This window comes from Escherichia sp. MOD1-EC6162 (assembly GCF_002965125.1).
GTDB classification, from domain to species: domain Bacteria; phylum Pseudomonadota; class Gammaproteobacteria; order Enterobacterales; family Enterobacteriaceae; genus Escherichia; species Escherichia marmotae.
Window position 1 is genome coordinate 13,299 of sequence record NZ_PTSB01000010.1, and the last position, 18,095, is coordinate 31,393.

Genomic DNA, 18,095 nt, shown 5'->3' on the forward strand with positions numbered 1-18,095 from the left:
AACCATCAGTCCGTGACTGGTGCGCATCATAAAGTAAGCAAATGGATTGCGCAATTTTTATACAACACTCATGACTGATTAAAACGAAACAGCGGTAACAGGAAACGTTGCGACTGCTCAACGATGGCTTCCATTGTCTCTGGCGTTAATTGCCGCCAGAGCCTCTGATACCAGATATCGTCACCTTCTCCACGCACCATCATGTTGCCTTCGTAAGCCTGAAGGAATTTCGTACGGGCTTTTTGCACAGTGGACTCGTCATCCAGCATGACATCGTGTTCAGCGTCATAACAGGTTTTTAGCCACGCGCCGCCACTTTCAGGTAACACCAGTAACGGCGCGGACATTCCTTCACGATACCCTTCAATCAGTTGTGAGAGGTAATGTAAAGCCTGTTCGGCTGCAAGCGGCGGAAAACGCCACTCACCGTCTTTACGCAGGAAAAGGCGACTCTCACCGTTACCACCGCTGGCACAGTAGACAAGGTGTTCCAGCCAAAGTTGCATTCCCTGTGCCACACTGAGCAAAGAGGGACGCCAGCGCAACAGACCATCCGGCTGGACCTGCGGCAACCAGCCCGTAATTTGCACGCCATTGCAGGTGAGATCGATTTCTAAACTCTGCCCCGGTTGCCGACAGGCAATGACTCTGTCGGCAAGTTGCTGCATCTCCTGGCACTGCGTTTCCCAGAAAATTTCACCAAATGCGCCATACGGCAAATCACCTGCCGCCCGGAACCGGCGGAACAAACGTTCGGCATCATCCTGCTCGACCAATGCATTTAATAGCTGCTGGTTGATCTGATAACGGCTAAGTCCCTCCAGAATAAATGGCTCGGTGTCGGGGATTTCGCTGTCTTCGGTGCGGAAGTTCACCTGCAAGCGCATCTGGAAAAATGCTCGCACCGGATGTGACCAGAATCGTTGTAGCGTCTCCAGCGGCACAGTTTCCGGCAAGGTAAACGGCAGTGGCTGAACAAATTCAGAGTGCGCCTTGCCTGCCTGGCTGGCTGCCGGTAGCCACTCGCGCGCATAGCTTTGTCGCTCACCGGGTTGGTAGTTTTGCGGATCAAACGGCATCCGGGTATGGAGGCAAGTAAGATGCGCTTTCACCCTCGCCTCACTTTCATCGCAGTTAAGCGCTTCATCGCCCGGCAGATAATGGCTTTGCCCGATGTAGTCGATCAGTTCCTGCACCAAAACCGACGGGAAACGTTCGCTGTTATCCTGAATGGAGCGCCCAATATAGCTGATATAGAGTTTTTGCTGCGCGGAAATTAACGCCTCCAGGAACAGATAGCGGTCGTCATCGCGACGACTGCGGTCGCCACGCTTTGGTTTCTGGCTCATTAAATCAAAACCCAGCGGCGCGAGCTGGCGCGGGTAAACACCATCGTTCATTCCCAGCAGGCAAACTACTTTGAACGGGATGGAACGCATTGGCATCAGGGTACAAATATTGACCGGACCGGCAAGAAAACGCTGGCTGATACGTTCTTGATCCAGACGTTGTGCCAGTTCATCACGTAACAGTGACAGCGGCACCACGTCGCCATACTGCGCTCCCAGCCCTTCTGCGATGATAGCCAGCCACTGTTGTTCAATAAGCGTCATCGCCGCTTCGGTTTCCGCATCCGGCAGGAAGAAAGCATTGAGCATGTCGCGGCATACCGGCAGCCACTCTTCCAGCGGTCGCTCCTGTGCCAACCCGCGACGCCAGATGTTGAGCTGCATCAGCAGTGACGCCAGATGCCCCACCAGCTCTGCAATTAAGCCGCTCGACTCATCATAAGGAAGAACAGATTGCCATTCTCCCTGAGCACTCTCCATCGCGTAGCCCAGCAACATACGCGTCAGGCCAAATTGCCAGGTGTGTTGCCCGGTGGCGGGAAGTTCCAGCTCGCGAACGTTGTCGTCATCAATCCCCCAGCGAATGCCGGATTCATTGACCCACTGGCGTAAATAACGCAGCCCTTCTTCGGTGATATCAAACCGCGCCGCCAGCACCGGTACGTCCAGCAGCGCCAAAACGTCCTCCGATACAAAGCGGCTGTCAGGCAACGATAACAGGCTGATAAATGCTTCCAGTACCGGATGCGACTGTCGCGCCCGACGGTCGGAAATGGCGTAAGGCAGATAACGATCCGCCGGAGCACTACCAAACACCGCCTGAATAAACGGACTGTAGCTATCGATGTCAGCCACCATCACGATGATATCGCGCGGAGTGAGTGTCGGATCTTCTTCCAGCATCGCCAGCAATCGATCGTGCAAGACTTCAACTTCGCGCTGCGGGCTATGGCAAACATGGAAGGTGACGCTGTTATCCTGCGGATCGAGCTGCCGTTTGTTATCGCTGCGGGAAAACTCTTCAAGGTTCACGCCTGCGACGGCGCGGTTTTCCAGTTCCAGAATGTCGGACTGAATGTTATGCAGCAGGCTGTCTGGAGTAACATCGACAAAGGCATCCAGTTCCTGACTGCTCTGGAGATCAGCAAGCAGATAGATGTAGTCTCGCCCCAGCTTGCCCCATGAGGCCAGCAGAGGGTTGCCAATATCCTGTTCGCCGTCACTGTTAAACAACTGCCCGGCATTTTCGCTATCGCGAAATAGCGGCAATTCGCGATCTTCAAAGCTGTGCCGACGCTGGCGGGTTAGCAGTTTCGCCAGATACGCAGGATCTTTAATATCGCCCCAGTAATAACGGCAAGGGTTGGTAAACAGAAGATGGATTTCAATATGTTTACCCAGCGCCTGTAACGCCTGTAGATAAACTGGCGGTAATGCGGAAATACCGCAGATAAATACGCGCGAAGGTAGCCCTGGCGGGCAGGTCGTTGCAGACTCCAGCGTTTCGATAAAGCGTTGATAGAGATTGGCACGGTGCCAACGAGGTTGCCCCAGCTCGTCAGTATATTCTACCAGCGCCTTCCACAATGGAGCTTGCCAGGCCTGCGCTTCTCCCAGCCCTTCAACCAGATGTCCCGCTTCCCACTGAGCCAGCCAGTCCGGGCGATAGACCAGATACTGGTCAAACAGGTCCGCCGCTTTTGAGGAAAGCTGAAACAGTTTCCGCTTGTCACTATCGTCAGTCAGGTAATGGCGCAACAGGGTAAAATCTTCGCAATCCAACAGTTGCGGCAGCAGAGTCATCAGTTTCCAGCTCATGCTCTGCTTGTTAAAGGCACTCTCTTTGGGGATCTCCGGCAATACGCGGACGAACATATCCCAGATAAAACTCGCAGGGAGCGGGAAATCAATGTTTGCCGCAATACCGAACTTCTGCGACAGGGTCATTTGCAGCCACTGTGCCATACCGGTACTTTGCACCAGAATCATCTCTGGCTCGAAAGGATCGTCCAGCCGCTCGCGTTCGACGATAAACTCCATCAACGCTTCCAGCACGTCCAGACGATTGGAATGGTAGACCCTTAACATAGCGGCTCCTGACTACTGACGATTCGGGCAATGCAGGCGGGTCATCTCGCCTTCTCTGCCCCCGGGTGAAACTAACGTAACGCTGATGCTGACACATCCCGCCTGCGATGTCTGCATTCGGTTGACCTGCCAGTTGGCAGGTGGCGAAATCGCGCGCAGTTGCGTTTGCTGCCAGCCATGCCGCCAGAGCTGTTGGTACTGGCCTCTGCTGGTAAGACTGTTCATTAATGTTCGCTGGAAACCGGATAACGCAGTGACAATCATCACCATCAGCACCATCGCCAGCATCACTTCCGGTAGACTAAAGCCTTGTTGATTCTTCAGGGAAGCTGACATAACGCCACCTCTTTCTGCGGACAAAAATCACTCCAGCCGTGCGGCGAAAAAGCAATATTTCCATCGTTCACTTCGCCTGTTCGCCATAATGAAACGCCTTCATAACTGGCAATCAGCAAGATTTCACTATCAGCCAGTAAACGCAGACAAACTCGGGCACCGGTTGCAGCGAACTGTGAGCACTGAACTACGGGTTGCGTCTGCCAGGTGTGCATTTTTCCCCATTCCAGCGCCGACTGTACAATTGCCTGACGACGCAATGACTGGCTTTCCATAGTCACCCGAGAAGCAAAACTGCGCTCCTGTTGGCTCATTCCTTGTAGCAGCAAGCTGCCCAATACCAGCAACATCAGGACCAGTGCCAGCGATGAAACGCCCCGTTCACGGTTCACAGGTTGAATCCTGTTACGCTATAGCTGGCATCCACCACGGTTTGTGGTTCAGCCTTACTGGCACCGCGCATACTAACCGTTAATACCGGCGAGAATCCGCTGACATCCTGACGCAGGACCTGAAAAGTGTCGATAATGACGGCGTCCGGGTTGGTGACTTTATCCCAGCCTTTACCTTCACAGGATGCGGCACCACGTAACGTTTCCAGCACATGCTCTTTCAAACGAAATCCAATCTGGTCGGACTCTTTTACCGGCTCACGATCCCAGATACCGTTACTGTTCGCGTCCCACTGCACAATAATGCAGTCACCCTGCCCGACAATTTCCAGCCCTTCACCAGTGCAGTTACCATGACAATAACCAGCCCTTTGAAGATGCTTCGCAACGGTGTAGACCCGCAGCCAGATCTCATCTTCCAGTGCCAGCTTGCGCGTTGTAATCAAGCTTTCCCGCTGTAATGCTGGCAGAAACCGCGCAGCCCCCAGCAGCAATACGCTACTGATAGCCATAGCAATCAGCACTTCCAGCAGCGAAAATCCTTGCTCTTTTACAGACATCCTTGTGTTTCTCCTTGCTGACAAAGCCGGAGTCTTCCCCACGGTGAAATCACCAGCCACCACTCGCCCGCTGAGTTTTTGAAGTGAATATGCCCGGCCCATGCGGTATTGCGCAGGCCAAAGAACGTAAGCGAAGGGGTCAGGTCACTCATTTCGACTTCGGGCCAGCGTGGCACAAAGACCAACGGTGAATGGCCATGACAGGTATTCGTCCCTGCGGTGGCACTTACAAGACACCATGACGTTCCCTCCCTGATGACGCTGATACTGTGGTCGCGGTTATGCCAGTTGGCATCCTCACGTAAATAGAGCAAATAATCCCGCGCCTGGCTGGCGGTTTGCCATAGCCGTTGCGACTGCTGCCAGTATTGCCAGCCATAGAGTCCAGTTGCGCTTAACATGACTAAAATCAGCATCGCAACCAGTGTTTCAATCAGCGTATAACCACGTTGTGTTTTCATGTCGGCAGTATGCGACGAGGAGAAAAAAAGGCGAGGCCCTGTTTCTATTTTCTCGGCGCGTCTTCCGCACTATTTACGTTGTTGCAGGGCGTTGCAAAATTTCGGGAAGGCGTCTCGAAGAATTTAACAGAGGGTAAAAAAAACCGACGCACACTGGCGTCGGCTCTGGCAGGATGTTTCGTAAATCAGATAGCAACCGGAGCCTTAATGCCCGGATGCGGATCGTAGCCTTCAATCTCAAAATCTTCGAAACGGTAGTCGAAGATGGATTCTGGTTTACGTTTGATAATCAGCTTCGGCAGCGGACGCGGCTCGCGGCTTAATTGTAGATGGGTTTGATCCATATGGTTGCTGTACAGGTGCGTGTCGCCACCGGTCCAGACAAAATCACCCACTTCCAGATCGCACTGCTGCGCCATCATATGCACCAGTAGTGCGTAGCTGGCGATGTTAAACGGCAGGCCGAGGAAGACGTCACAGGAGCGTTGATAAAGCTGGCAAGAAAGCTTGCCGTCTGCCACATAAAACTGGAAGAACGCATGGCACGGAGCCAGCGCCATTTTATCCAGTTCGCCCACGTTCCACGCAGAAACAATAATGCGGCGGGAGTCCGGGTCGTTTTTCAATTGATTCAATACCGTGGTGATTTGATCAATATGACGACCATCTGGCGTTGGCCATGCGCGCCACTGTTTGCCATACACCGGGCCGAGATCGCCATTTTCATCGGCCCATTCGTCCCAGATAGTGACATTGTTTTCATGCAGATAAGCAATGTTGGTATCGCCCTGCAGGAACCATAGCAGCTCATGGATGATGGAACGCAGGTGGCAACGCTTGGTTGTCACCAGTGGGAATCCATCCTGCAGGTTAAAACGCATCTGATGACCAAAAATGGAAAGCGTTCCGGTTCCGGTACGGTCGTTTTTCTGTGTGCCTTCGTCGAGCACTTTTTGCATCAGTTCTAAATACTGTTTCATGGTTCCTCAGGAAACGTGTTGCTGTGGGCTGCGACGATATGCCCAGACCATCATGATCACACCCGCGACAATCATCGGGATGGAAAGAATTTGCCCCATGCTGATGTACTGCACCCAGGCACCGGTAAACTGCGCGTCGGGCTGGCGGAAAAACTCAACAATGATGCGAAACGCGCCATAGCCAATCAGGAACAAGCCTGAGACAGCCCCCATTGGGCGCGGTTTACGAATGTAGAGGTTAAGGATGATAAACAGCACCACACCTTCCAGCAGCAGTTCGTACAACTGTGACGGGTGGCGCGGCAGCACACCGTAAGTGTCGAAAATGGATTGCCACTGTGGGTTGTTTTGCAGCAGCAGAATGTCTTCGGTACGGGAGCCAGGGAACAGCATGGCAAACGGGAAGTTCGGGTCAACGCGGCCCCACAGTTCACCGTTAATAAAGTTGCCCAGACGCCCGGCACCAAGACCAAACGGAATGAGCGGTGCAATAAAATCAGAGACCTGGAAGAAGGAGCGTTTGGTACGGCGGGCGAAGATAATCATCACCACGATAACGCCAATCAGGCCGCCGTGGAAGGACATGCCGCCGTCCCAGACGCGGAACAGATACAGCGGATCGGCCATAAACTGCGGGAAGTTGTAGAACAGAACATAACCAATACGTCCGCCCAGGAAGACACCGAGGAAGCCCGCATAGAGTAAGTTTTCAACTTCATTTTTGGTCCAGCCACTGCCCGGACGATTCGCCCGACGCCCCGCCAGCCACATTGCAAAAATGAACCCCACCAGATACATCAGGCCGTACCAGTGAAGCGCAACGGGTCCTATTGAGAAAATGACCGGATCAAATTCCGGAAAATGCAGATAGCTACTGGTCATCTGTCACCACAAGTTCTTGTTATTTCGCTGAAAGAGAACAGCGATTGAAATGCGCGCCGCAGGTTTCAGGCGCTCCAAAGGTGCGAATAATAGCACAAGGGGACCTGGCTGGTTGCCGGATACCGTTAAAAGATATGTATAGGAACCGCGCTATAATCCTCCGCGAATCAGCCCACCCATGCCGCGACGCTCCATAAATGCCGCAACCTGATGACGAACTTCAGTCGCCAGTTGCGCTTCCAGACTGCGCTGAGCAAGATTTTCTGCTTCGGCAAAATCAATGCGCCGCAGCAAGTATTTTACGCGCGCGACAGAGCGTCCGTTCATAGATAGATGGCGATACCCAAGCCCAATGAGGATCGCCACACACATGGGATCGCCCGCCATTTCACCGCACAAACGTAAGTCGATCCCCTGCGCTTCCGCTTCCCGGGCGATCATCGCCAGGGCTCGAAGCATTGCAGGATGAAGACTGTCATAAATGTTTGCCACCCGCGTGTTGTTGCGATCGACAGCCAGAATGTACTGGGTCAGATCATTGGTGCCTACCGAGATAAAATCGACCCGGTTTGCCAGATGCGGCAACATAAATACCATCGATGGCACTTCCAGCATGATACCGATACGCGGTTTAGGGATTGCGTAACCAATCATTTCTTCGACTTCACGTCCGGCACGCTCGATCAGGCGGCGTGCTTCGTCAACTTCATCGAGACTTGTGACCATCGGCAACAGGATGTTCAGGTTGCCCGTGGCGGCGTTAGCACGCAACATCGCCCGTACCTGAATCAAAAAGATCTCCGGCTGATCGAGCGTAATGCGGATCCCACGCCAACCAAGACATGGATTCTCTTCGCTGATAGGCATGTAAGGCAGTTGCTTATCAGCACCGACATCCAGCGTGCGCAGCGTGACGGGCTTATCATTAAACATTTGCAACATGCCCTGATACTGCGCCACCTGTTCTTCTTCCGACGGGAAGCCGCTTTGCAGCATAAAGGGAATTTCAGTGCGATAGAGTCCGATGCCATCAATGCGGCTGCCTAATTTTTCTTCATGTTCCGGACTTAACCCCGCATTGAGCATAACTTTTATGCGCTCGCCGCTTTTTAGCTGCGCGGGTAAATTGACATCATCTTCTGCCAGACGGCTAAGCTCAATCTCTTCGCTAATCAGCCGCTGATATTCATGTAGCAGCACCGGCTCCGGGTCGACCAGCAATTCCCCACGATAACCGTCAACGATCAACGTCCGACGATGCAGCACCGAAGGCTGAATGTCCGCGCCCATCACGGTGGGGATCCCCAGTGCACGCACCATGATTGCGGCGTGGGAGTTGGCAGCACCATCGCGCACGACAACGCCGACTAAGCGATCCTGAGGCAGTTCCGCAAGGGTAGTCGCTGACAGTTCATCTGCCACCAGAATGAAACGCTCCGGCCAGGCGTTCGCCCCCTGATTGGCATCATCAAGATGAAACAGTAATCGCTGACCCAGCGCGCGTAGATCGCCCGCTCGTTCTTTGAGATAGCTATCGCTTAGTGTGGCGAACTGTTCGGCAAATTTTTCAATGACCGTTTTCACCGCCCACTCTGCGACCGAACCTTTATCCACTTCAGCAAACAGTTCGCGACGCAGACGCGTATCGGAAAGCAAGTGTGAGTAAAGATCGAAAATAGCCGCCGTTTCTTTTTGCGCCCCGGCGGCAAAGCGTTTGCTGTAACGGCGAAACTCATTGGCCGCCTCTTCCAGCGCCCCGGTCAGTCGCTCACGTTCCAGCGCCGGATCCAGCGTTGATGCCTGATACACCTGTTCCATTAAGGGTAACGTTGCATCCTGCCAACCTTCGGCAATCGCTACACCGGGCGCGGCCGGTAATGCGCGGATTCTCGTCTGGCGATATTGCCCGAACAACGCAGTCAACTGCGACTGGGATAGAATGGCGGCCATCTGGGTGGCGAGCGTCACCAGGAAGGATTCTTCGCTTTCGTTGTACTGCCGCAGTTCGCGTTGCTGCACCACCAGTACACCAAGCAACTGGCGACGTTGAATAATCGGCACGCCTAAAAACGCACGGAAACGCTCTTCTTTTACGGAGGGGATATATTTGAAGCTGGGGTGTTTTTGCGCATCCGCAAGGTTTATCGGTTCCGCCAGCCTGCCAACCAGACCGACGATCCCTTCATCAAACGCAAGCGTTACAGTGCGACCACGTGGTTTTTTTAATCCCCGGGTCGCCATCAGGTAGTAACAACGTCGGTCGTGATCGGCCAGGTAGACCGAACAGACCTCAGTATCCATCGCAAGACAGATGTCGGTAACCAGAATATTTAACGCCTCGTTCAGGCGTGGTGCGCTGGCTACCTTTTCGACTATTTCGCGCAGGCGAGTGAGCATAATTGGCGTGACTTAACCTCTTTTACGTCGATAAGCTGATGCGTTTTGTGGTTTAGGCGTATTTTCCTGAAGCGCCATCACAACACTCGCGAACTCTTTCATTACCCTACGGTAGACATCACGTTTAAATGACACCACCTGTCTGACCGGATACCAGTAACTTACCCATCGCCAGCCGTCAAACTCTGGTGTACTGCTGGTTTGCATATTGATTTCCGCATCGCCGCTCACCAACTGCAAGAGAAACCATTTTTGTTTTTGGCCGATACAAACCGGCTTCGTGTCCCAACGCACCAAACGTTTCGGTAATTTGTAGCGCAACCAGTTACGTGTTGAAGCAAGGATTCGAACGTCTTTACGGCTTAATCCTACTTCTTCAAACAATTCACGGTACATCGCCTGTTCTGCGGATTCTCCGGGATTAATTCCGCCTTGCGGAAACTGCCAGGAGTGCTGACCAAATCGCCGGGCCCACATTACTTGCCCCTGACGATTACAAATCACGATACCTACGTTTGGGCGGTAGCCATCGTCATCAATCACCGGACTACCTCAAAATAAAGCTTTATATACGAATGATTGTTTCATACTCCAGGAAGACGGTAAACCACTCTCTGCAGGGCATTACACACTAATAACAATTGAATAACTCACAGTTAAGTGCAGAGTTATAAACAGAGGAAGGGGCGGATAACCGTTTTTATTCACCTTTTCTGTGGATAGAGTTGTGAAGAAGTACGGAATTACCACGGGAAAACCCAGAACACTCTGAATCAGCCGGATAAACGCGTTTTAAAATATTTTTTATTAATCAGTATATTATATACATAAAGAGTGATGAAACAGAGATATTTGTGACCATGGTCACACCACTCATTTACGCGTTGGCGAAAGATCAACCAACGTCGTATTTATCCACAGAATGTGCCACTAAGTTAAGCACCGTACCACTAAAAATTAGAGTTTCGTCGCACGTCAAGGCTGTAAATGGAAACAGTAGTGAGGGTTTTTCACAGTTATCCCAGCTTTCTGTGGATAACATGGTGTAAGATCCTGTTTATTTTCAGTGACCAGAATTGGAAAACCCACCTGGACGTTGCGCAACACAGTAGCCTGTAGATTAAAAAACAAGATAAATCATAGAATTGAACAACGCATGTGGAAAAAGTTACACTCTGAGTATTCGGCACAGAATAGCTGCTTGTTTTTTAACCAAGGTGTTAAGCCATGTCCCAACCTCGCCCATTGCTCTCTCCCCCCGAAACTGAAGCGCAGTTACTGGCGCAAGCACAGCAACTTTCTGGTTACACACTAGGTGAACTGGCGGCGCTTGCCGGGTTGGTTACACCGGAGAATTTAAAACGCGATAAGGGTTGGATCGGTGTGTTACTGGAGATCTGGCTCGGAGCCAGCGCTGGCAGTAAACCTGAACAAGATTTTGCTGCTTTAGGCGTGGAACTCAAAACGATTCCTGTGGATAGTCTGGGACGTCCGCTGGAAACGACATTTGTTTGTGTTGCACCGTTAACCGGCAATAGCGGCGTGACCTGGGAAACCAGCCACGTGCGCCACAAACTCAAACGGGTGCTGTGGATACCGGTTGAAGGCGAGCGCAGCATCCCGCTGGCGCTACGTCGCGTAGGGTCACCGTTGTTGTGGAGCCCGAATGAAGAGGAAGACCAGCAGTTGCGCGAGGACTGGGAAGAATTGATGGATATGATTGTCCTCGGTCAGGTTGAGCGAATCACCGCTCGTCATGGGGAATATTTACAAATACGGCCGAAAGCAGCGAATGCGAAAGCTCTGACCGAAGCCATTGGCACCCGGGGCGAACGGATTCTGACGCTGCCACGCGGTTTTTATTTGAAGAAGAATTTCACCAGTGCGCTACTGGCGCGTCATTTTTTGATCCAGTAGCCATCACTTTGACCTGCCGCATTCCGGGCATATAATTACCGCTTCATTTTTTTTGGCAGGGCTTTTTAGATGTTATTTGCATGGATAACCGATCCTAACGCCTGGCTTGCGCTCGGTACGCTGACGCTGCTGGAAATCGTTCTTGGGATCGATAATATTATTTTCCTTTCTCTGGTGGTCGCAAAGTTGCCCACCGCACAGCGTGGTCATGCGCGGCGTCTGGGGCTGGCTGGAGCCATGGTTATGCGTCTGGCGCTGCTGGCATCGATTGCCTGGGTTACTCGCCTGACGAATCCGCTTTTTACAATCTTCAGTCAGGAAATTTCCGCTCGTGATTTGATTCTGCTGCTGGGCGGTCTGTTCCTTATCTGGAAAGCCAGTAAGGAGATCCACGAGTCTATCGAAGGCGAAGAAGAAGGGCTGAAAACACGCGTTTCTTCATTCCTCGGTGCTATCGTGCAGATTATGCTGCTGGATATTATTTTCAGCCTCGACTCGGTCATTACCGCCGTGGGTCTGTCGGATCATCTGTTTATTATGATGGCGGCCGTAGTGATTGCCGTAGGCGTGATGATGTTCGCCGCACGTTCAATTGGTGATTTTGTTGAACGCCATCCATCAGTGAAAATGTTGGCGCTCTCTTTCCTGATTCTGGTGGGCTTTACCCTGATTCTGGAAAGTTTCGATATCCACGTACCGAAAGGTTACATCTACTTCGCAATGTTCTTCTCCATTGCAGTAGAAAGCCTCAACCTGATTCGCAATAAAAAGAATCCACTCTGATGTTCCGTTCGCTCTTCTGCGGGAGAGCGAATGCCTTCCCTTTATCCTCACAGTTTAAGACTTTCCTGCTTTCAAGATGTATAACGTCAGATTATAAACAGACTATTATCATTGATGGGCTTAATGAGGATAACTGGATGAAAAAATGGGCAGTATTAATCTCTGCAGTCGGACTGGCATTTGCTGTTTCCGGTTGTAGCAGTGATTATGTGATGGCAACTAAAGATGGTCGAATGATCCTGACGGATGGAAAACCGGAAATTGACGATGATACCGGGCTTGTGAGTTATCACGATCAGCAAGGTAACGCTATGCAAATTAACCGTGATGATGTCTCGCAAATTATTGAACGTTAAAAAATAAGGTCAGCATCCGGCTGGCCTTAAGATTTTTCGCTTTCCCTTTTCCCTTCCCTCTGCCATTTTTATATTCCTTATGTCGTGATTATAAAAAGGAAACGGCTATGCAATATCACCGTATACCCCACAGCTCGCTGGAAGTCAGCACGCTGGGGCTTGGCACGATGACGTTTGGTGAACAGAACAGCGAAGCCGACGCCCACGCACAACTCGACTATGCCGTCGCTCAGGGCATTAATCTTATTGACGTTGCCGAAATGTACCCCGTACCGCCGCGCCCCGAAACTCAGGGTTTAACCGAAACCTATGTCGGTAACTGGTTGGCAAAACATGGCAACCGCGAAAAGTTAATTATCGCCTCCAAAGTGAGCGGACCGTCGCGCAATAATGACAAGGGCATTCGCCCGGATCAGGCGCTGGACAGAAAAAATATCCGCGAAGCCCTGCATGACAGCCTCAAACGTTTGCAGACGGATTATCTCGATCTTTATCAGGTGCACTGGCCACAGCGCCCGACTAACTGCTTCGGCAAGCTCGGTTATAGCTGGACGGATTCTGCCCCTGCGATTTCTCTGCTCGACACGCTGGATGCACTGGCGGAGTACCAACGCGCGGGAAAAATTCGTTATATCGGCGTGTCGAATGAAACCGCATTTGGCGTAATGCGTTATCTGCATCTGGCAGACAAACACGATCTGCCGCGCATCGTCACTATTCAGAACCCCTATAGTCTGTTAAACCGCAGCTTTGAAGTGGGTCTGGCGGAAGTCAGTCAGTATGAAGGCGTCGAGTTACTGGCCTATTCGTGTCTGGGTTTCGGCACGCTGACCGGGAAATATCTCAATGGTGCAAAACCGGCTGGCGCACGCAATACACTCTTTAGTCGCTTCACCCGCTACAGCAGCGAGCAGACGCAAAAAGCCGTCGCGGCGTATGTTGATATCGCCAGACGTCATGGTCTCGATCCTGCGCAGATGGCGCTGGCCTTTGTACGCCGTCAACCGTTTGTTGCCAGCACTCTGCTGGGCGCAACGACGATGGAACAGTTAAAAACCAACGTCGAAAGTTTGCATCTGGAGTTAAGCGAAGACGTATTGGCTGAAATTGAAGCGGTACATCAGGTTTATACTTATCCGGCACCGTGATCCTTTCGCCTGGTGTTATGCGCCAGGCGTCTCTTTTCTCCACTTTTCAGAATATATTCACTACTTTTCGCCGCATCTTTCCTGACAAAGCGCAATAGACTCTTTTGGTCAACGCCAGAGCGCGTTTCAATGTCTGTGCCCATTGTTAAGGATAACCATGTTGATTTTCAAACCTCTTCCCCTCGCCATGTTACTTACCGGGTGTATGTCCTCCGCCTGGAGGGCGCAGTTAACCCAGCGCTAACACTTAAAGACGTCACTGTTTATCTGCATGGTGCCAGCCTGCAAGGTGAAGAGACACTCAACTTACCGGCAGGTGAAAGCGAAATCATCTTCACCCATATTGCCAATTCGGTAACTGACGACAGCATCGCCATCTCTATCGATAACGGAGTGACGGTGCTTTCCTCACGTATCGAGCTACAGGAAACACAACCGAATGCGTTGCCGTCAGAGATTCAGCAACAGTTAAAAGCAGCAAAGGTGGAACAGGCAAAACTAACCGCCGAGAAAAACAATATTGCGGCTCAAATTAAGGTATTAGAGGCAAATAGCACATTAACCAATAAAAGTGCCGCCGGAAGATGGCAAGTCGCTGGATATTCAGCTTAACCGCGATCCTAAGTTGATTATTCAGCGTAAAGCCGCTCTCAAAAAAGAGAATGCGTTATCTATCTTTAACGACAGCGCAATACGTAACTTCAGTTACACCCTTAATGTGAAGAACAGCTACGGCGAAGCGGTGGATATCACTCTGCTCGACCAGATCCCAGTCAGTACTAATAGTGATATTACGGTAGAAAAAATGCAGTACGGGCAGGCGCAGTTTGATGCGAAAACGGGTGAACTGACCTGGACGCTGAAACTGTCGGGCAAAGAGAACGTGAGTCTGCCATTCTCTTACAGCGTGAAGTATCCGAAAGGTATGCCCCCTTCGGGAATGTGACCTTCACCAGATGGCTGAATGTGCCATCTGGCAAAAGATTAATGACGGCGTTGCCAGATCCACAGCGCCGTTATTGCCAGCGCAAACAGCGCACCAAAACCAATGCCAATGGGCACAACCGGAATTCCCACCATTACCGCCAGTGAATAAATCCCCAGCATCAGCAACATAGCACTATTTTCGCCCAGGTTCTGTACTGCAATGGCATTCCCCGCCCCGACGCTTTTTTTGCCTCGCTCCTGTAATAACGCATTGAGCGGTACAACAAAAAAACCACCCAACATGCCAATCAACATCAGCAAGGCATAGGCAGGCAGCAGATCGTGTTGCAGGGAGAAAATCAGCACCACCACGCCAATCAAAATTCCAGCAGGCATACAGCGTGAAACGGTTTCCAGCGTGACCAGCTTCGCTGCCGCGCCTGCGCCAACCACAATACCGATCGCCACCATCGCGTTGAGGTAGGTTGGTGTGGCGTTATCAGTAATGCCCAGCGCCACCGGCACCCACAGCACTAAAAGGAAACGCAGCGTGACGCCGGCTCCCCAGAACAAACTAGTGCCTACCAGCGAGAATCTCGTTTCGCCATTGCACCACAGTGAAGTGCAGGCCAGTAGGAAACTACGGGTCATGTTGATGAGATTCCACGACTGTCCCGGACGCGCCGCTGCCAGCTTCGGAATGTACAGATTTGCCGCGACCGCGCCAGCATAAGCCAGAGCACAAGCAGCCAGAGCAGCAAGAACATGCCAGTCAGCCAGCACACCACCAGCTACGGAACCGAGCAAAATTGCCGCAATGGTGGAAGCTTCCATTAAACCGTTAGCTTTCACTAACTTGCTGCCGGTGGTTAATTCACCAAGAATGCCGTATTTTGCTGGTGAATAGGCTGCCGCACCAACGCCCACCAGCGTATAACCGAGAAAGGGGTTGAGGCCAAAGCAGATACTGGCAGCACCCAGCAGCTTAAGACCGTTGGCAAACATCATCACCCGACCTTTGGCAAAACTATCGGCAACCTGACCGACAAACGGTGCAAAAAGAATGTAAGCACCTACAAACACCATTTGCAGGATGGGCTGGCTCCACTCCGGATAGAACTGCGCTTTCAGTAACGCCAGAGTGGCAAACAGCAGCGCGTTATCGCCAAACGCAGAGAGAAACTGCGCGACGATAACCGCTTTCATCCCTTTCGACCATAGCGAAGTGTTAGTTTGCACTGACTCACTCATCGTGTTTTTCCGCTTCGTCTACCCAGCTTTTCAACGTGACAAAGTCAGGTTTGCCGCTGCCCAGTAATGGCATCTGCTTCAGATAGCGAATGTCGCGCGGTACGGCAAGTTCCGGCACACCGTGCTCGCGGGCATATTGTTGCAGCTTATCGCGAGTCAATTCATTGTCTGTGGTAAAGAGCACCAACGCCTCGCCTTTGCTGGCATCACTCTTAATGGCGGTGGCATGCATCTTGTCTGGTGAAACACCAATAGCCAGTTGCTCAACCATTTCCAGCGACACCATCTCCCCGGCAATTTTGGCAAAGCGTTTCGCTCGCCCCTGAATCTGCACAAATCCCTGCTCGTCGAAACGCACAATATCGCCAGTGTCATACCAGCCGCGCTCCATCTCGCCGTGGATATTCTCGGCCGCAGGTACTTCCAGCACGCCCGGCTTCTCCACTCGCAGGTAGCCGTTCATAATGTTCGGCCCCTTCAGTTGCAGGCGACCGCCGTCTTCGATACCCGGAACCGCCAGCAGTCGCGCATCCATACCTGGCAAAATACGCCCTACCGTACCGGGTTTCGCCGCCATCGGTACGTTGATGGACACCACCGGAGCACATTCCGTCACGCCGTAACCTTCAAGAATGCGCAGGCCAAATTTATCCTGCCAAAGCTGTTTGGTGCTTTCTTGCAGTTTTTCTGCGCCTGCCACCACATAGCGTAGACGATAGAAATCATACGGGTTGGCAAAGCGCGCGTAGTGACCGAGGAAGGTCGAGGTGCCGAAAAGCACGGTGCAACTGCGGTCGTACACCAGTTCCGGCACAATTCGATAGTGCAGCGGGCTTGGATAAAGGAACACTTCCGCCCCAGTCAGCAGTGGCGTAAACAGGCCAACAGTCAGACCAAAAGAGTGGAACAGTGGCAATGCCGACATAAAGCGATCATTGGTGGTGAAGTCGGCAATAGTTTTAATCTGCTCGACATTCGCCAGAATGCTTTTATGGCTATGAACCACGCCTTTCGGATGGCCTTCTGAACCGGAGGTGAACAGGATCAGCGCCTCTTCTTCCGGCTGCTGTTTTACCTGTGCCAGGCGCGGCATCAGCAAATGCGCGAAGATCCACACTTTGTCGGCGGTAGTGACATCCGCTTTTAAATCTTCCAGATAGACCCAGCGTACCTGGGTAAGCTGTTCCGGCAAATGCCAGAGTTTGCCTTTATCGAGAAACTGACGGGAAGTGAAAATGGTTTTGATTTCAGCCGCGGTAATGGCGCTGGTCAGCCCTTTTACCCCGGCGGTGTAGTTCATCATTGCCGGGATACGGCGACGGGCGATAGCACCGAAAATTACTGCTGCGCTAATACCTGCGTTAGGCAGCATTAAGCCGATTCTTTCCCCTTCAGCAGTGTATTTTTCAAGTATACGCCCAACAAACAGTGTCTTAGTGAGTAATTTGCGATAGGTATCCGGGGTGAAGTTGACGTCTTCAACACACTTTTTTCCGGCCCCGAAACGGTACATCGCGCTCAGCAGCGATTCGTACAGCGTTTCACGTGGACGCACGGCCATACGCGCTTCCATCATAATTTGATGCAGCATTTCGCCTGCAATTTTGCGACGATCACGCGCGCGCGGCGCATCTGGCATCTGCACTTGTGTTGGCGGCAAAATATGCAGATGAATTGTCGGGAACAAGCGGCGTTTAACCAGCCCTTTCAGGCGGCTGAAGTGCGTAAGCTCCGCCCCTTCAATACGCAGCGGAACAACCGTCGCGCCTGACTTCGCCGCGACAAACCCCGCACCATCGTAGATTTTCATCAACGAACCGGTTGTCGTGATTCGCCCTTCAGGGAAAATCACCACCGGGCGGCCCTGTTCCACCAGACGCACCAGATGTTTAATCGCCATGGGTTGCGTCGGATCGAGGGGAACGAAGTCGATAAATGATTTCAGCCAACGCATATACCACTGCTGGCTAATGGAAGTATAAACGGCAAAAACAGGGCGAACGGGTAAAAACAGCGCCAGCAATATGCCATCAATAAATGAGACGTGATTGGGCGTGATAAGAACGCGCTCGCCCTTCAGTGCCTGGGTATCGCCTGTCACGCGAACGCGGTACAGAACACGGCACAAATTACGAAAAAAGCTAAAAAGCATTCCAACTCCCTTTGCTCATTCTTCAGTAATAATGAATGGTGCGAGATTACACCAGAAGGAGAACTCGAGCGACAGTAAAATAGGTATGAAAAAAAACCTGCGCATCCGCGCAGGTT

Annotated in this window: 18 protein-coding genes; 6 read left to right on the forward strand and 12 right to left on the reverse strand. The window is 51.9% G+C overall.

Annotation, left to right across the window (positions count from 1 at the left end):
* Positions 1-68 precede the first annotated feature (68 nt).
* The 10 genes from recC to A9587_RS25435 all read right to left on the reverse strand — a co-directional run bounded on the left by recC (position 69) and on the right by A9587_RS25435 (position 10,487).
* Complete coding sequence (gene recC, locus A9587_RS10300; RefSeq protein WP_016249146.1) at positions 69-3,437, reverse strand: exodeoxyribonuclease V subunit gamma; 3,369 nt, start codon at positions 3,435-3,437, stop codon at positions 69-71.
* Between the two features lie 12 nt (positions 3,438-3,449).
* On the reverse strand, positions 3,450-3,773 hold the full coding sequence (locus tag A9587_RS10305) for a prepilin-type N-terminal cleavage/methylation domain-containing protein (protein ID WP_001276464.1): 324 nt from the start codon (positions 3,771-3,773) through the stop codon (positions 3,450-3,452).
* Positions 3,758-4,165, reverse strand: a complete 408-nt coding sequence (locus A9587_RS10310; RefSeq protein WP_016249147.1) for a DUF2509 family protein — start codon at positions 4,163-4,165, stop codon at positions 3,758-3,760. The genes A9587_RS10305 and A9587_RS10310 overlap by 16 nt, the downstream gene beginning before the upstream one ends.
* The gene (locus tag A9587_RS10315; protein ID WP_000111600.1) at positions 4,162-4,725 is read right to left on the reverse strand and encodes a prepilin peptidase-dependent protein; all 564 of its coding nucleotides are present in this window, start codon (positions 4,723-4,725) and stop codon (positions 4,162-4,164) included. The genes A9587_RS10310 and A9587_RS10315 overlap by 4 nt, the downstream gene beginning before the upstream one ends.
* Positions 4,716-5,186, reverse strand: coding sequence for a prepilin peptidase-dependent protein (locus A9587_RS10320; RefSeq protein WP_105263834.1), 471 nt, complete (start codon positions 5,184-5,186; stop codon positions 4,716-4,718). The genes A9587_RS10315 and A9587_RS10320 overlap by 10 nt, the downstream gene beginning before the upstream one ends.
* 185 nt (positions 5,187-5,371) lie before the next feature.
* On the reverse strand, positions 5,372-6,166 hold the full coding sequence (gene thyA, locus A9587_RS10325) for a thymidylate synthase (RefSeq protein WP_000816232.1): 795 nt from the start codon (positions 6,164-6,166) through the stop codon (positions 5,372-5,374).
* A 6-nt stretch (positions 6,167-6,172) separates the two neighbouring features.
* Positions 6,173-7,048, reverse strand: a complete 876-nt coding sequence (gene lgt, locus A9587_RS10330) for a prolipoprotein diacylglyceryl transferase (protein WP_000204650.1) — start codon at positions 7,046-7,048, stop codon at positions 6,173-6,175.
* A 150-nt stretch (positions 7,049-7,198) separates the two neighbouring features.
* The gene (gene ptsP / locus A9587_RS10335; protein ID WP_000957931.1) at positions 7,199-9,445 is read right to left on the reverse strand and encodes a phosphoenolpyruvate--protein phosphotransferase; all 2,247 of its coding nucleotides are present in this window, start codon (positions 9,443-9,445) and stop codon (positions 7,199-7,201) included.
* 12 nt (positions 9,446-9,457) lie between these two features.
* Entirely contained in the window at positions 9,458-9,988 is a 531-nt protein-coding gene (gene rppH, locus A9587_RS10340) for an RNA pyrophosphohydrolase (RefSeq protein ID WP_000564487.1), read from the reverse strand.
* Positions 9,989-10,340: 352 nt separating this feature from the next.
* Positions 10,341-10,487, reverse strand: coding sequence for a hypothetical protein (locus A9587_RS25435; RefSeq protein ID WP_001516990.1), 147 nt, complete (start codon positions 10,485-10,487; stop codon positions 10,341-10,343).
* Positions 10,488-10,672: 185 nt separating this feature from the next.
* Here A9587_RS25435 and mutH point away from each other — a divergent pair, with 185 nt between their 5' ends.
* The 6 genes from mutH to A9587_RS25020 all read left to right on the forward strand — a co-directional run bounded on the left by mutH (position 10,673) and on the right by A9587_RS25020 (position 14,595).
* On the forward strand, positions 10,673-11,362 hold the full coding sequence (gene mutH, locus A9587_RS10345; RefSeq protein ID WP_000082178.1) for a DNA mismatch repair endonuclease MutH: 690 nt from the start codon (positions 10,673-10,675) through the stop codon (positions 11,360-11,362).
* 69 nt (positions 11,363-11,431) lie between these two features.
* Complete coding sequence (locus A9587_RS10350) at positions 11,432-12,145, forward strand: TerC family protein (RefSeq protein ID WP_000895631.1); 714 nt, start codon at positions 11,432-11,434, stop codon at positions 12,143-12,145.
* Positions 12,146-12,282: 137 nt separating this feature from the next.
* On the forward strand, positions 12,283-12,501 hold the full coding sequence (gene ygdR, locus A9587_RS10355) for a lipoprotein YgdR (protein ID WP_000758660.1): 219 nt from the start codon (positions 12,283-12,285) through the stop codon (positions 12,499-12,501).
* A 107-nt stretch (positions 12,502-12,608) separates the two neighbouring features.
* The gene (locus tag A9587_RS10360; RefSeq protein ID WP_001199280.1) at positions 12,609-13,649 is read left to right on the forward strand and encodes an NADP(H)-dependent aldo-keto reductase; all 1,041 of its coding nucleotides are present in this window, start codon (positions 12,609-12,611) and stop codon (positions 13,647-13,649) included.
* Between the two features lie 129 nt (positions 13,650-13,778).
* Positions 13,779-14,261, forward strand: coding sequence for a DUF4140 domain-containing protein (locus A9587_RS25015; protein ID WP_225996897.1), 483 nt, complete (start codon positions 13,779-13,781; stop codon positions 14,259-14,261).
* The gene (locus A9587_RS25020) at positions 14,221-14,595 is read left to right on the forward strand and encodes a DUF4139 domain-containing protein (RefSeq protein ID WP_001516993.1); all 375 of its coding nucleotides are present in this window, start codon (positions 14,221-14,223) and stop codon (positions 14,593-14,595) included. Before A9587_RS25015 ends, A9587_RS25020 begins: the two co-directional genes overlap by 41 nt.
* A gap of 38 nt (positions 14,596-14,633) precedes the next feature.
* On the opposite strand, the gene lplT is transcribed toward A9587_RS25020, so the two are convergent.
* The gene (lplT, locus tag A9587_RS10370; protein ID WP_000004668.1) at positions 14,634-15,827 is read right to left on the reverse strand and encodes a lysophospholipid transporter LplT; all 1,194 of its coding nucleotides are present in this window, start codon (positions 15,825-15,827) and stop codon (positions 14,634-14,636) included.
* Positions 15,820-17,979, reverse strand: a complete 2,160-nt coding sequence (gene aas, locus A9587_RS10375) for a bifunctional acyl-ACP--phospholipid O-acyltransferase/long-chain-fatty-acid--ACP ligase (RefSeq protein WP_001516995.1) — start codon at positions 17,977-17,979, stop codon at positions 15,820-15,822. Before aas ends, lplT begins: the two co-directional genes overlap by 8 nt.
* Positions 17,980-18,095: the final 116 nt, after the last annotated feature.

What these genes read in the sequence shown, in the direction of transcription:
- recC (WP_016249146.1), bottom strand. Translation starts at nt 3,437, where the DNA reads ATGTTAAGGGTCTACCATTCCAATCGTCTGGACGTGCTGGAAGCGTTG.
- A9587_RS10305 (WP_001276464.1), bottom strand. Translation starts at nt 3,773, where the DNA reads ATGTCAGCTTCCCTGAAGAATCAACAAGGCTTTAGTCTACCGGAAGTG.
- A9587_RS10315 (WP_000111600.1), bottom strand. Translation starts at nt 4,725, where the DNA reads ATGTCTGTAAAAGAGCAAGGATTTTCGCTGCTGGAAGTGCTGATTGCT.
- A9587_RS10320 (WP_105263834.1), bottom strand. Translation starts at nt 5,186, where the DNA reads ATGAAAACACAACGTGGTTATACGCTGATTGAAACACTGGTTGCGATG.
- thyA (WP_000816232.1), bottom strand. Translation starts at nt 6,166, where the DNA reads ATGAAACAGTATTTAGAACTGATGCAAAAAGTGCTCGACGAAGGCACA.
- lgt (WP_000204650.1), bottom strand. Translation starts at nt 7,048, where the DNA reads ATGACCAGTAGCTATCTGCATTTTCCGGAATTTGATCCGGTCATTTTC.
- ptsP (WP_000957931.1), bottom strand. Translation starts at nt 9,445, where the DNA reads ATGCTCACTCGCCTGCGCGAAATAGTCGAAAAGGTAGCCAGCGCACCA.
- A9587_RS25435 (WP_001516990.1), bottom strand. Translation starts at nt 10,487, where the DNA reads ATGTTATCCACAGAAAGCTGGGATAACTGTGAAAAACCCTCACTACTG.
- mutH (WP_000082178.1), top strand. Translation starts at nt 10,673, where the DNA reads ATGTCCCAACCTCGCCCATTGCTCTCTCCCCCCGAAACTGAAGCGCAG.
- A9587_RS10350 (WP_000895631.1), top strand. Translation starts at nt 11,432, where the DNA reads ATGTTATTTGCATGGATAACCGATCCTAACGCCTGGCTTGCGCTCGGT.
- ygdR (WP_000758660.1), top strand. Translation starts at nt 12,283, where the DNA reads ATGAAAAAATGGGCAGTATTAATCTCTGCAGTCGGACTGGCATTTGCT.
- A9587_RS10360 (WP_001199280.1), top strand. Translation starts at nt 12,609, where the DNA reads ATGCAATATCACCGTATACCCCACAGCTCGCTGGAAGTCAGCACGCTG.
- A9587_RS25015 (WP_225996897.1), top strand. Translation starts at nt 13,779, where the DNA reads ATGTCTGTGCCCATTGTTAAGGATAACCATGTTGATTTTCAAACCTCT.
- lplT (WP_000004668.1), bottom strand. Translation starts at nt 15,827, where the DNA reads ATGAGTGAGTCAGTGCAAACTAACACTTCGCTATGGTCGAAAGGGATG.
- aas (WP_001516995.1), bottom strand. Translation starts at nt 17,979, where the DNA reads ATGCTTTTTAGCTTTTTTCGTAATTTGTGCCGTGTTCTGTACCGCGTT.